Annotated in this window: 9 protein-coding genes; 3 read left to right on the forward strand and 6 right to left on the reverse strand. The window is 35.4% G+C overall.

Translation table 11 applies throughout. The annotated features are described in order from the left end of the window. Positions 1 to 542: 542 nt before the first annotated feature. Both C6H17_RS05250 and leuC read left to right on the forward strand, forming a co-directional pair. Positions 543 to 1,073 carry an NAD(P)H-dependent oxidoreductase gene (locus C6H17_RS05250; RefSeq protein ID WP_020995879.1) on the forward strand — a complete coding sequence of 177 codons (531 nt, stop codon included), beginning with the start codon at positions 543 to 545 and terminating at the stop codon, positions 1,071 to 1,073. Beyond that, entirely contained in the window at positions 1,064 to 2,326 is a 1,263-nt protein-coding gene (gene leuC, locus C6H17_RS05255) for a 3-isopropylmalate dehydratase large subunit (RefSeq protein WP_005218359.1), read from the forward strand. The genes C6H17_RS05250 and leuC overlap by 10 nt, the downstream gene beginning before the upstream one ends. Before the next feature lie 768 nt (positions 2,327 to 3,094). On the opposite strand, the gene C6H17_RS05260 is transcribed toward leuC, so the two are convergent. The 6 genes from C6H17_RS05260 to C6H17_RS05285 all read right to left on the reverse strand — a co-directional run bounded on the left by C6H17_RS05260 (position 3,095) and on the right by C6H17_RS05285 (position 10,539). Next, positions 3,095 to 3,898 carry a pseudouridine synthase gene (locus tag C6H17_RS05260; protein ID WP_005218360.1) on the reverse strand — a complete coding sequence of 268 codons (804 nt, stop codon included), beginning with the start codon at positions 3,896 to 3,898 and terminating at the stop codon, positions 3,095 to 3,097. A gap of 2 nt (positions 3,899 to 3,900) precedes the next feature. Continuing rightward, positions 3,901 to 5,457: a DEAD/DEAH box helicase gene (locus tag C6H17_RS05265; protein WP_005218362.1), complete on the reverse strand. Its 1,557-nt coding sequence runs from the start codon at positions 5,455 to 5,457 to the stop codon at positions 3,901 to 3,903. 230 nt (positions 5,458 to 5,687) lie between these two features. Continuing rightward, a complete protein-coding gene (gene rpoD, locus C6H17_RS05270; protein ID WP_005218363.1) occupies positions 5,688 to 7,586 on the reverse strand; it encodes an RNA polymerase sigma factor RpoD in 1,899 nt (632 codons plus the stop codon). Positions 7,587 to 7,698: 112 nt separating this feature from the next. Then, positions 7,699 to 9,132 (reverse strand): Do family serine endopeptidase, encoded by a 1,434-nt coding sequence (locus C6H17_RS05275; protein WP_005218364.1) that lies wholly within the window; start codon positions 9,130 to 9,132, stop codon positions 7,699 to 7,701. A 178-nt stretch (positions 9,133 to 9,310) separates the two neighbouring features. Next, the gene (locus C6H17_RS05280; protein ID WP_005218366.1) at positions 9,311 to 9,952 is read right to left on the reverse strand and encodes a LysE family translocator; all 642 of its coding nucleotides are present in this window, start codon (positions 9,950 to 9,952) and stop codon (positions 9,311 to 9,313) included. A 29-nt stretch (positions 9,953 to 9,981) separates the two neighbouring features. Continuing rightward, a complete protein-coding gene (locus C6H17_RS05285; protein WP_005218368.1) occupies positions 9,982 to 10,539 on the reverse strand; it encodes a hypothetical protein in 558 nt (185 codons plus the stop codon). 1,259 nt (positions 10,540 to 11,798) lie between these two features. Between C6H17_RS05285 and C6H17_RS13425 the strand changes: the two genes are divergently transcribed. Continuing rightward, positions 11,799 to 13,802: a methyl-accepting chemotaxis protein gene (locus tag C6H17_RS13425; RefSeq protein ID WP_005218370.1), complete on the forward strand. Its 2,004-nt coding sequence runs from the start codon at positions 11,799 to 11,801 to the stop codon at positions 13,800 to 13,802. Positions 13,803 to 14,395: the final 593 nt, after the last annotated feature.

A 14,395-nucleotide genomic window follows, 5' to 3' on the forward strand; every position in this document is an offset into this window, starting at 1 on the left:
TATGGAATTCCTATAAACTCCTTTGTCATAAAATTCCTAATAAAAGATTAAATACACAACACTCCTTTACCACCCTTTTTAACAAAACATATTGCACTCTTACTAAATAACATATAATAACAATCTTTAATCAAGACAAGTAAAGTAATTCATGAATACAATTAAGGATAGTAGCCAGATTAACTTAAAGATAACAGGCTAACTTACCTTCATGTTTCACAGGATTATGTTTTTAAGTAATATCCAAATAATATTCCATCTGCTTGGTTTCTTAATCTTTATTATTTATAACTCGTATTTGTCTCCACACAAATTAAAAGATCTAAATGCTATACTCATAATATTTTGTATCATTGTATATTACAATGACTATCGATCGTCTATACTATATTCCATAATATTCTTATATTTGATAGAATAAGAATATTATGGAATATTTTTACCTAATTTATATTGCTATATTATATAAAATATATAATTTGATAAAAATTATAAAACAACATGCTATAATGTAGCTTCATGCTGTAACAAAAAGGAAAATTATGCAAACACTACTACTTTTTTCACACACATTTTGGAAAGATTCTAAAGTCAATAGGGCGTTATTAGAATCAGCTCAAACATTAGCAAATGTGAAGATTCACAATCTCAATGAAACCTATAAAGACGGCGTGATAAATGCAGAATCTGAAGTGGCATTACTCAAAGATTCACAAAAAATCATTTTTCAATTTCCGCTGTTTTGGTTTAGCACACCTGCGCTTATGAAAGAGTGGCAGGATAGGGTTTTGACACATATTTTATATGGCAAAGATTCTAAGCTACTGCAGGGCAAGAAGTTTCAAGTCATTACGACTTTAGGCGGGGCAAAAGAGAGCTATGATGGACATCACGGATATAGTCTTAACACGATTTTAAGCCCACTCACAAGTGCGTTTAAGTATTGTGGCTGCGAGATTTTGGAATCTTTTGCTATCTTTAGTGCAAAGGTAGATACACTGCCTATGCAAGAGTATTTAGAGACATTACAAAACAATAAACAACAATCAGTAAGGAGCAAAATATGGGAATGACAATGAGTCAAAAGATCTTAGCCGATAGAGCGGGATTAGAATCTGTCAAGGCAAATGATTTAATTAGAGCAAAGCTAGATATGGTGCTAGGCAATGACATTACCACGCCTGTGGCAATCAACGCCTTTAAACAAGCTAAATTCACGCAAGTTTTTGATAAAAATAAAATCTCACTTGTGATGGATCACTTCGCACCAAATAAGGACATAAAAGCCGCTACGCAAAGTCAGCAATGCCGCTGTTTTGCAAATGACTTTGATATTAAGCATTACTATGATGTGGGGAATATGGGGGTAGAACACGCCCTTTTGCCTGAGCAAGGCATTGTAACAATCGGCGATTTAATTATCGGGGCAGATTCTCACACCTGCACTTATGGGGCGTTGGGTGCGTTTAGCACGGGGGTTGGAAGCACGGATATGGCTGTGGGTATGGCAACAGGCGAGGCGTGGTTTAAAGTCCCAAAGGCGATGAAGTTTAATCTCAAGGGCAAACTCCGCCCTTATGTGAGTGGCAAAGATGTGATTTTACATATCATCGGCAAAATCGGCGTTGATGGGGCGTTGTATAAAAGTATGGAGTTTAGCGGGGAGGGGCTAAAAAACTTAACCATTGATGATAGGCTTTGCATTGCGAATATGGCGATTGAAGCGGGGGCGAAAAATGGTATTTTTGAAGTAGATGACATTACGATTGAATATGCAAAGGGACGCACAAGCAAGGAGTTTAGAATCTACAAGGCTGATGAAGATGCAGAGTATGAAGAAGTCTTTGATATTGAGCTAGATTCCATAGATCACACCGTGGCGTTTCCGCATTTGCCTGAAAATACCAAAGAAAGAGAGCAGTGGGGCGAGATAAAGATAGATCAAGTTGTCATCGGCTCTTGCACGAATGGTAGGCTAAGCGATATGGAAGTGGCAGCAAATATTCTAAAGGATAAGACAATAGCAAAAAATACGCGTTGTATTATCATTCCCGCTACGCAAAATATCTATTTAGAGTGTATTAATCGCGGGTATTTGGAGACTTTTATTAAAGCCGGAGCGGTAGTATCTACACCAACTTGTGGTCCTTGCCTTGGCGGACATATGGGAATCTTAGCGGCAAATGAAAAATGCGTCTCTACCACAAATCGCAACTTTGTAGGCAGAATGGGACATACCACAAGCGAAGTATATCTTAGCTCCCCTGAAGTGGCAGCAGCAAGTGCGGTAAGGGGGATTCTAAGCTCCCCACAAGATATTATTTGAGTTGTGGGGGGGGGGGGATAAACAACCTGTATTGTGCAAGCTTAGAATCTAATGCAATGTTTAATAAACCACCTTAAATTTATCCCTCCTTGCTCATTTCTACACAAAGCACAAATTTACTCTTGTGTCTCCTTATTCTCAAGGAAAACCATAACTTCGTTTTTTCTGTTGTATCATGCTATTGCTTGTTATTTTTTCTCTATCTTATCTTTAAATTCTTTTATTTCATTTTGCAAGGTTTTTACTTTATTCTTATGATACCAATGGGCTGCTTACAATCACAACAAATAGAGAAAAGAATAAAATTATATCTATCATATTAAGCCCTTTTGCTACTATCTATTTCTGCCAACTTTTTCTAAGCAATAGATTCTATATTCACTAACACCAACCCAAGCCGCTAAAATCACAATCAAAACAAAATTCAAACCCATAACCAAATCCTTTCAAACTTATGATAGAATACAAACATTGTATAAGTTAATCACCCCCCCCCCCTTCGTTTTCTTTTAAAAGGGTTTGAAAACAGAAGTCTTAACCGATTAGCTTATACAAAGCGACTGCATAAAATACAATCTGCAAAGACAAAGCTATCATTCCAAAAAATCTTTAAGTTGTCTTTAATTTATCTTTTATCTATTTTCTATTAAGCATTATAACAAGCTATTTCTAATCTCCATATTCAGTTAAAGGGCAATATTCTGCTGACACGACTATAACTTAATATCTAGCAAAAAGATTCTATACCACTACGCCTTAACCTCACAATTAAGAATCTTTTCTATTAGAATCTTTTTCACTCATAAACTTATGCAAATCATCATATTCTTGCTTTGTGAAAAAGCGGGTTTTGCCAACAGGCAGTGCGTTTAGATTGATAAACCCATAGCTAACTCTTCTTAAGTCCAGCACATTCGCATTAAAATGTGCGAAAAATCTGCGCAACTCTCGATTTTTTCCCTCGCTGATACGCACTTTTAGCTTTGAGATTGAAGCACTTTTTATAATCTCATATTCCATAGGCATAAACTCCATTGTCTTTATCTTGCTTAGTCTATGCCCACCTGCTTTTGCATTTTGCAATGTTAAGCCCTCTTCCATTGCCTTTATCATCTGCTTTGTAATATGAGAATCTATTTTAAGAATATAGGTGCGTGGCAGGTTTGAGTGCATGAGTTTGCTTACAACTTCTTTACTATCACTTAAAATCAAAAGCCCCTCACTCGCAAAGTCAAGCCTACCAACAGGCATAAAATGCGCGTATCTAGCATTTAAGCTATCATAGATAAGCTTTCTCCCATAAGAATCTTTTTTGCTCACAAGTTCACCCTTTGGCTTGTGATACACGATTGCAGTGTAGTTTTGCTTTTTAGCATAATGCAGCATTTTTCCATGTATGAAAATCTTAAATTCTTTCATGGCGGCATGTGGATTTTGCAGGGCTATTTGTGGGACTAGAGTTTTTGTTGTCGCTAAAGCATGATTAATCTTTACTGCCCCTTCTATTATTAGCCTATCCGCTTCTCTACGCGAATATTTGCTGTGTAGTGCGATAAAATGATTAAGTCGCAAAGTTATCCCTTATAGTATTTTTGCTGACTTTGCATTTTTTGCTTTTTAGCTCTCTCTTGGGCGTTGCTTGGTCGTGTGTTTTTTGATAGATTCTCTTTATTAGTGCGTCTATTTGTGCTTGATTTTGGATTTTTATCTCTAGCTAGAGTTTTACCTTTTGTGCCTTTGCTACCTTTTGTTTTCGCCTCCTTTTTAGATTCTAGAATCTCTTGTTTTTGGACTTCTAGGGCTTCCTGCTTTGTTAGTCCTATTTTTACATGTTCTCGTAGATAGACAGATAAAAGTCTTAAAATGAGTTGAGCTGAATCTGTCTTATCTTTTATGCTTTCATAAAGATTTATCGCTTCATCTGATACCTTTGTGTTTAAAAGCGTGTTTATCATCACATCGCTGCTTACACTTGGCACTTCATAAAGCTCAAATTTTGCGTTTGTTTCATTCTGTATCTTCTTTAGATCTTTATACTCAAGCGGTGTAGCAAGGGTAATGGCAACACCTTTGCTACCAGCCCTGCCTGTGCGTCCTATCCTATGCACATAAGATTCTATATTTAAAGGTATATGATAGTTGAAAACATGACTTACATTGCGTATATCAAGCCCCCTTGCAGCGACATCTGTGGCGACTAGAATGTCTGCTTCCTTACCTTTAAAAGCTTGGACTGAATCTCTACGCATGCGTTGGTCCATATCGCCATGTAATGCGGTGCTTTTATAGCCTTTATTTTGCAAGTAGCTATTGACTTCATCGGCTTCTTTTTTTGTGCGGATAAAGATGATACTTTTGCTTGGAGATTCTGTATCTATTAGCCTTGTTAGGGCTTCATTCCGTTCATTTTCGTTGATGATATAGTAGCGTTGCGCTATATCTGCATTTGTCGTGCTACTTGATTGAATCTTAATATGCACAGGATCATAGAGAATCTTATCTGCTAATTGTTTGATTCTAGCCGGCATTGTGGCTGAAAACAGCAGGGTTTGTGCGTTATTTGGAATATATTGAAATATCTCTTCAATATCATCGATAAAACCCATATCAAGCATTTCATCACTTTCATCAAGGACCACAACATTTGGTGCGAAGTTTTTTAGTCGCTCATTTTTTAAATGATCTAGCAATCTACCCGGTGTTGCGATTAGGACCTGTGGCTTTTTCTCTATTAATTCAAGCTGCTTTTTCACACTTTGTCCGCCATACACACACACTGTTTTTGTCTTTAAAAATTTACCTAACTTAAAGACTTCATCGCTAATCTGCATAGCAAGCTCTCGCGTGGGCGTAATCACTAAAGCTTCAATGGAGCTATCGTTTTTCAAACTATGGAGGATAGGCAGGGCAAATGCTGCGGTCTTGCCTGTGCCTGTCTGGGCTTGTGCGATAACATCTCTACGCTCAAGTATGGGTGGGATAGCTTTCTCTTGTATAGGGCTTGGTGTAGTAAAACCTGCCTCTTTAATGCCTTTTAACACTTTGTCTTTCAAGCCTAAAGCTCGAAATGAATCTAGCGCACTCAACTTATCTTGTGTATTGTCTTGTGCTTTTGTCTCTTTTTTATTCATTAAACGCTCTTTTTGTAAAGTAAATCATAATTATAGCATTGTTTCTTAACAATATATAGTGTGGTTATTTGTTATTATGCTTGAATATGCTCATAATAAAACCACATCGTATAGCTGAGTATAATGTAATCAATATAAATAGATGCGGTTAGTTTCTTATGTTTTGCCAAAAGATTCTAAACTCTCACTCTAATGTTATTTTCCCGTCTTCAAATGTGATAAAAATTTCCTTATCCGCCAAGATATTGTCGCAATTGTCTGCCTATTCTTGGATGTTTAAGCTTTTTAATCGCACTTGATTCAATCTGTCTTACACGCTCTCTTGTAACATTTAATGCCTTGCCGATTTCTTCTAGTGTCCTATCACTTTCATCTTCAAGCAAACCAAAACGCATTTTAATCACCGCTTTTTCTCGCTCATTAAGCTGGTCTAATACATTATCAATTTGCTCTCTTAAATCTTCTTTTAGCATAATATCCATAGAACTCATCGTGCTTTTATCTTCTACAAAATCTCCAAATTTACCATCATCATCATTGCCTATCGGTGCTTCAAGGCTTATTGGCTCTTTTGTGATTTTGATTACATTTTTAACTTTATCTACACTTAAGCCAACTTGATTTGCAATAGATTCTACATCAAGTTCTTCGCCTTTTTCTTGTGCGTGTTTTCGCATAAGATTCTTAATCTTATTGATAGTATCAATCATGTGGATTGGAATCCTTATAGTGCGCGCTTGATCGGCTATGGCACGACTGATTGCTTGTTTTATCCACCATGTCGCATAGGTTGAAAACTTGTATTGCTTACGATATTCAAACTTATCGACTGCCTTCATAAGCCCGATATTGCCCTCTTGTATCAAATCTAGGAATGGCAAACCTCGATTGGTATAACGCTTTGCAATGCTTACAACAAGACGCAAATTACTTCTACTCATCTTTGTCTTAGCAGTATCTGAAATCCTTTTGCCCCGCTTAATTTGCTCTAGAATCTCTTTTAGTTTTTCTGGCTCAAGATTAAATCCACTCTTACTTGCTTCCCTTGTGCGATAGAGTTTTTGTATCTCTACATAGGTTGCAACCATTGTATTTTCTGGGACTTGCGCTACAATCTCTTCCCTTGTCATATTAGCAATATTTTTTAAAAGCTCTTGATGATTTTGTCGCAATGTATCATTAAAAAGATTTAGTCTATACTCTAATCTTTTTAGCTCTCTATCAAATCCATCGTCATTTTTCAAGCTATTTTCCATAGCTTTTGTAAGCTCATTAATAAGCTTACTTGTAGGTCCTAAGCTAAGCAGCCTTTGCTTTAAGATGTGTTTCTTATGGGCGAGTATAAGCGTATGTAGTAATTCATCATCACCTTTTCTTACAAGCCCTTTGCTTTCATACTCACTATCTTCTTGCAAAATCTTTAGCCAGTCATTTTTTGCATCATTTAGGGCTTGAAAACTTTCAAGCACTTTTTCAATGCGTGCTTCATCGGCTTTTGTATTTTTTCTTGCTTTTGGCTTATTCTCTTCATCAAATTCTTCTTCAGAGCTATCAAACTCAATATCATCAGAATCATCATCGCTTTGCGGATCATCAAAGCTTTTGAAAAGCTCTTTTACTCTTCTCTCTCGATTAATCAAAGCATCTTTATAATCATAAATAAAATCGATTAAATAAGGCACAGAACATATCGCATCGATGATAATATCTTCACCTTTTTCCATGTCCTTGCTTAGATTTATCTCTTCTTCCTTGCTTAGTAATGGAATCTGCCCCATTTCTCGCAGATACATACGCACAGGACTATCGCTTCTACTCCATTCAAGCAACTCTCTTTCTCGCTGAAAGTCAAACTCTTCACTTAAAGATTCTTCCATATTTTTTTGCTTTATAAGATCTGCTTGAATCTTATCCTGCTCGTTTAGGTTCTTTGCCATTTCAGATGAGCTGATGAGCTGCTTTTTATGGGTTTTACAAAGTGTTTTTATCTTTTGTAAGATTGCCATTGTGGGTTCTGTATCAATGGTTTGTGCGATCATCTCATAAGAAATACAATCTTCTTTTGTGCTTTTAAATAATTGCTCCAGACTCTCATTGAGTTTATTCTCATTTAATTTGCTCACTGCCATACTCACTCCTTACTAAGCGATTAGAATCAGTCATTATATCGACAGAACAAAAATAAAATATTAATAAAATGCACTTATTTTATGTCATATTGTAAAAAAAAGATAGATTCTATTATTGCGCTACAATGGTTTTTACTTCATTATTCACGATATTATAGATTAAAATTCTCTTTGGTTTGCCATTATATGCCTGCAATGCATTTTGAAAGTCTGCTACATTTTTGATAGGCATATTTTCTACTTGTGAGATAACATCACCTTTTTGGAATCCTAGCTCTTGTGCCTTTGAGTTTTGCATTACATTACTCACAAGCGCTCCATTAATATCATTTGGCACACGATAGACTTGACGCACTTGCCCTGTTAGATTATCAATGCTTAATCCATCAAATGCACTGCCACCACTTGGTGCTACTTTGCTTGGCTGATTTATCGTTGTGCTACTTTGAGGTTGCTCTGCAAGGACTAGCTTTATTTGCTTTGTTTCAAGGCTTGCTTTATCGCCTTTCATATTGTTTCTTAAAAGTGTAAGTGTAATGCTTTGATTTGGTGGTATAGACCCGATTAGATTCCGCAATTCAGCTGCACTTTTGATAGGTTTGCCATTTACCGCAGTGATTAAATCCCATACAGCTAATCCCGCTTTTTGTGCGGGTGAATTTGCCTGCATACCAACGACTAATGCCCCTTGTGTATCGCCATAAGTGCTTGCAATATCAGAATCTAAATCTTTAATGCTTACACCAAGAAAGCCACGCCTAACCTTACCGCTTTTAATGAGTTCAGTCGCTACACTTTTTACCATTTCAGAAGGGATAGCAAAGCCAATACCATGATTCCCACCGGTGCGTGAGATAATAGCGGTATTCATACCGATAAATGCACCTCTACTATCGATCAAAGCCCCACCAGAATTTCCCGGATTAATACTCGCATCGGTTTGAATGAAGTTTTCATAATTACTAATCCCAAAGCCATTCTTATTTAACGCAGAAATGATACCTTGTGTTACACTCTCACCCACACCAAAGGGATTACCAATCGCAAATACCACATCACCAACAGCATAGCGACTACTTTCAGCAAAAGGGAGTATCGGTAAATTATTTCTCTCGATTTTTATCACAGCTATATCACTTTGAGAATCTTCTCCAATAAGTTTTGCGGGGTATTTCTTTGTATCACCGGGTAGTGTTACATGAATCTTATCTGCACCTTTAATCACATGGCTATTTGTTACAATATAACCATTACTTGCAATGATAACACCAGAGCCAATACCACCTTGAAGTCTATCTTGTGGCACCATATCGCCAAAAAATTGCTGAAAAAATGGATCATTAAAAGGGGAATTACCACCGCCAACTTTCCTTTCAGTCGTAATATTTACAACAGCTTTTGTAGCATTTTTAATCGCTTCGTGGTAAGAAAAGACAACATTTGCATTGCTAGAAGGTGTAGATCTAGTGAAAGAGGGGGCAACCGCTACATCAAGCCCATGACTTAAACAAAGACTTAGTGGCATTATCGCAAGCATTTTTACCAATGTATGACGACTTGTTTTTTTCATATTTCTAAACTCCTTAAGATAATATCTTAAATAAACATGCAAAGATTCTAATATGTTTTCATAAAAATTTTTTAAACAACAAAATAAACGACATAAATATCGCATTTTCTTATACATTTTAAACGCCTTGCCAACTCTTAGAATCTTAAATACATCACGACATAAAAATATCATACGCATGATAAAGTAGTAAGATAGAAAAACAAGCAAAAAGGATAGAACAAATCTTATCGATAATGTGAAAAACCCTATCGCAAATTAGATTCCTAAAAAAAGTGGCAAGTAAAATAACAGAAAAAAACGCACTACTTAAACCACAAAATAGCACAGATAGACTTATAAGCGGACTAGATTCTATAAATGGGGCAACAATGACGCTAAAAAATAAAATTGCCTTTGGATTTGATAGATTAATGATTAAGGCTTTAAGATAAGTGTCTGGTTTATCTTTTAAGGTATTAGAATTTTGAGAGACTTGCGAGTTATTATTTTGTAGATTAGAATCTGGAATATCAATATGTGTTGCACTCTTTTTAAAAAGCATAAAGGCAATATAGGCTAGATAAATTGCCCCAAGAGTGCTTAATGCAATCTGTGCTATTTTGCCATTAAAAAGATAGCCAAATCCAAAATAAAGCACCGCCAAATAGACAATCCAACCACTAGCAATACCGCTTAGAATCTTTACGCCTTGCATAAAGCCAAATAGCAGAGTATTACGCATGACAAGCAAAATATCAGGTCCGGGCGTAATCGCTCCAACAAATGCAAGTAAAAAAAGCGTTAATAAGCTCATACATTCTAACCTTAGAATCTTATGGATAACTAATATTCAGGTGGCTTTGGACACTCAAGCAAAATGTCTGCTACGCCTTGATTTGGGACCTTATTTAAGTCAAGTAAAACTTGCGGACTTGAAGTCTTTTGTGCTTCAAAAGTGCGTGAAATAATAAGGGAACAAGCCGTGATTCTTGGTGGCATAGGTTCAACTTTATAAAAACTCCCTGCAAAATGCGTTACCTTATAAATGTTTGGTGCCATACGCGTATATTGCCTTGTCGTATTGCGTGTATGACGATAGAAAGTAATGTTGTTGTTATCGGAGCGAAAGATAGTGTAGTTGCCATGATTATACATGCCTTTTGCCACTATATTTGTGTTATTTTGCGGATTTAATGCTTCTTGCGGAATAGCTATCATGCGTCCATAAGGCGTATTTTGCACAAACTCTGGAGTAATGGGTATAACATGAGAGGTTACAAAGACAAGCATACTAGGATCATCTTTACTCTTTTGAAACGATTGGCTATCCTCATCTAAAAAAGTATCTGCTAATACAAATGCAGACATCATCATACCAAATAATGCAATATATCGCAGCATAAAATAATATCCTTATTAAAAATCAATAATGCTCAAGCAATTAAGATTCCACAATGAACGATTGCAACATGGGTGTAGCTATGAGAACCTAATTTTGCATAAATCTCATATAGACTTGTCCATCACAAAAATATTTAATTTTCTGCAATAATTAAAATCTCTATACTACCAAATATATCAGTCAAACTTAAGTGTGAAAGTACGGAAAGTAAGACATAAGGCTATTGTAATGTGTGAAGTCAAAGTTGTAATACATACTTGGTAAAAGTGAGAAATGGTAGTGCAATTATCTAATCCGTCACCATCTACAAAGCCCTACTTTAAGGAAATTTTAACAAGTTGCTTACTCTGTTATAATTCTCTTTATTTTATTCGTGCTTTGTATCTAGTCTATATTATGAAAATTAGAAAGCTTGTTTTTGTATTTACAGAATACTTGTCTTGTAATACTATACTTTATATAGATATGACTTACACTATCAATATAAGCTACATACTCAATTAAAGCACTACTTAGATACAAAGGACATAATAACAAATAGTGGCGACATGTATATGTTGAATCTTGTTGATAATAAGGATAGATTTATGTTACTATTGCTTATTGCTAACCTTACCTTTTGTCTTATTTGTTTTATTTTTCGTGTTGTTGTCTGTGTTTAACTCCATAATTAAAACCTTATTAATAAAATCAATCAAATAAACATTTGAAAGCACTTAACCCTAGTTATAACACAAAATAACATTATACTATTATAGCCAATAGTCCTTACAACCTTGCTTAATTTGCATACTAAGAGCCTTTACATAACAACAATTGTTTATGCGTGTTTTTACAAAGATAAATAATGTTTATGCAAAACACAAAGCGTCTATGATATTTGGTATAAAATTATTTTTAAAGCACTAAACTTGTGAGTATTTTGATACAAATTAAAATTACATAAGCAAATAATGCCTTATACTTTGCATTCTTTACTTTTTACTTAATAGTATTTAAAAAATTGATTATGTATTTTATGTGCTTGTTAGCACACATGACATACTTTAATAAACAAAAAAGTATAAAAATGTAACACTAAAAAATAACAATATATTCAAATATAAACTTTTTTAATGAGATAAACATAATTTTAATTATTTATGTGTAATAATCTCTGCTTATGTCAAATTCACTTTACATTAAATTAACATTCACTACACAAGGCAGTGTAGAATGTAGCATGAGATTCTTAAATAAGGGAGAACCTATGAAACAGATGAGCATTAAGACAAAAGTTGCACTCATTGCAGTAGCGGTTATTATGCTTGGCATTATTACTTTAAGCATAATCACCATGACTATGCAAAAAAGCGAATCTATGGAACACGCAATATCATCACAAGCAAATGAATTGCGTATTGTAGATTTGATCTTGCAAGATTCTAATCAAAAGTATTCTACCGCTCTAGAAGGTCTGGCAAATTCTATTAAGTCTTTACCATCAAGCATGTTTGAAGATGAAGATGTCGCTATAAGGGCGGTTGGTGCTTTCTTGCAAACACATAGACAATCAACTGGTGCGTTAAATTCTTATGTAGGCTTTCCTAGTGGAGCTATTGTAGAATCTGAAGAGGGGACTGATAAGCAGGGTTTGCCATACAGAATGCGTGGGGGTAAATATACAAATGATTACAATGCTACGCAGCGTCCTTGGTATATTGGAGCGGTTGCGAAAAATGGTCTTTATCAAACTGAAGTATATGAAGATTCTGTAACCGGTAAGCCAAATATGAGCTATGCCTATCCGGTTGTAAAAAATGGTAAGGTTGTAGCAGTCGTTGGTGTCGATATTTTATTATCTACTTTGCAGGATTACTTTACCTTTTTGCATGAGAAAAACGGTAGCACCATCTTTGTGCTTGATGATAAAAATATCCCATATCTTGCGACTGATACAGAAATCATTATGAAGAAGAATGCGATATTTGATGAAGTGGCACAATGGTCTGCAAAGACAGGTGATTTTGAGGCATTTGAAATTAAAGATAAGGGCATTACAAGACTTGCGCAATGTAAAACTTCGCATGATAAAACATTTTCACTATATACTTTGTGTAGTTTTGAAACACTTGATGATATAGAAGCACCTATCAAAAGGCAGGGATATGTGCAAGTGGGCATAGGGATACTTTTTGCGTTGATCGCTAGTGCAGTTATTTTTGGACTTGTTAGCTTTTTCTTACGCCCTATCGATAAGATTCAAAAAGGTTTGATTAACTTTTTTGCATTTTTGAATCATGAGAGTAAAAATACACAAACCATTGATATTTCTTCCACCGATGAGTTAGGCGTAATGGCAAAAGCGATCAATGAGAATATTGAAAAAACAAAGTTAGGACTAGACCAAGATTCCAAAGCCGTAGCCCAGTCAGTGGAAACAGCAAGGATTATAGAATCTGGTGATTTCACAGCGCGTATTACAGAAACACCGCATAATCCACAGCTTAATGAATTAAAAAATGTGTTAAACCACATGCTAGATGATTTAGAGAAGAAAATTGGTAGCGATGCAAATGAAATCACAAGAGTATTTGATAGCTTTACACAACTTGACTTTACAACAGAGGTGAAAAATGCAAGTGGTAGGGTAGAAGTCGTTACAAACACTTTGGGTGAAGAGATTCGAAAAATGTTGCATACAAGTCAAAAGTTTGCAAAAGATTTAGAATCTAAGTCAAAAGAGCTAGAAGAATCAGTGCAAACACTCTCACAAAGCTCAAATCATCAGGCAAGTTCTTTGCAGCAAACCGCCGCTGCAGTAGAGCAAATCACTTCATCAATGCAGAATGTATCAAGCAGAACAGGTGAAGTCATCACGCAAAGCGAAGATATTAAAAATGTAATAAGCATTATTAGAGATATAGCCGATCAAACAAACTTACTAGCACTTAACGCAGCAATAGAAGCAGCAAGGGCAGGAGAGCATGGTAGGGGCTTTGCAGTCGTTGCTGATGAAGTGAGAAAACTAGCAGAGAGAACGCAGAAATCTTTGGGCGAGATTGAAGCAAATACGAATATCTTAGTCCAAAGCATAAATGATATGGCAGAATCTATAAAAGAACAAGCACAAGGTATCAGCCAAATCAATGAAACCATAACGCAATTAGAAAGTATTACACAACAAAATGTAAGCATTGCAAATCATTCACAAGAGATAAGCTTTGCAGTAGATTCTGTTGCTATGCAGATTCTAGAAGATGTGAATAAGAAGAAGTTTTAAGGGGTTGTAAATTTTATAGATGCAAGATTAAGCAGAAAGATAGAGGGAATAGATCTGTTGCAGAAACCTTACAAAAAAAAGCTAAAGAACAAATATCCAACATTGCACCAAGAGTTCCAAATATCAATCCCCCTTCCACAGATATACTTAACATAGTTGTCCGATATTACAAAGATGAAAAGACAGGTCAACTACTAAAGGACGGCTTACTTGATAATAAAATTTTATGTGGCGACTTACCGCACTTCAAGCTAACAGATTCTTTAAAAAATATGGTGTACTTATACATCAGCCAAGTATGGAATTCATAATCTAGTAGTTATCATGTCTAGTGTAAGAACTTTGATAGGGATTTCATAAAAGACATCCCACCTTTTTCAGAGAATTACACAAACAAATCTTTTGATTTACCTGCGAATATGACAAAATTATGATTCAATACGCTTAGATTCGACACTCTCATCACTCTTGGTTTTATTACTGCTTTCTTTCTTCATTATATTCTTCCCCGCTATATTCTTCCTGCATATCACTTTGATACTCATCAAGAAAATTGCAAGATTCATTATTACTCAAAGAACACCCTTTTTCAA

The sequence above is a fragment of the Helicobacter rappini genome (assembly GCF_900198625.1).
Classification (GTDB): domain Bacteria; phylum Campylobacterota; class Campylobacteria; order Campylobacterales; family Helicobacteraceae; genus Helicobacter_A; species Helicobacter_A rappini.

What these genes read in the sequence shown, in the direction of transcription:
- C6H17_RS13425 (WP_005218370.1), top strand. Translation starts at nt 11,799, where the DNA reads ATGAGCATTAAGACAAAAGTTGCACTCATTGCAGTAGCGGTTATTATG.
- C6H17_RS05250 (WP_020995879.1), top strand. Translation starts at nt 543, where the DNA reads ATGCAAACACTACTACTTTTTTCACACACATTTTGGAAAGATTCTAAA.
- C6H17_RS05285 (WP_005218368.1), bottom strand. Translation starts at nt 10,539, where the DNA reads ATGCTGCGATATATTGCATTATTTGGTATGATGATGTCTGCATTTGTA.
- leuC (WP_005218359.1), top strand. Translation starts at nt 1,064, where the DNA reads ATGGGAATGACAATGAGTCAAAAGATCTTAGCCGATAGAGCGGGATTA.
- rpoD (WP_005218363.1), bottom strand. Translation starts at nt 7,586, where the DNA reads ATGGCAGTGAGCAAATTAAATGAGAATAAACTCAATGAGAGTCTGGAG.
- C6H17_RS05265 (WP_005218362.1), bottom strand. Translation starts at nt 5,457, where the DNA reads ATGAATAAAAAAGAGACAAAAGCACAAGACAATACACAAGATAAGTTG.
- C6H17_RS05280 (WP_005218366.1), bottom strand. Translation starts at nt 9,952, where the DNA reads ATGAGCTTATTAACGCTTTTTTTACTTGCATTTGTTGGAGCGATTACG.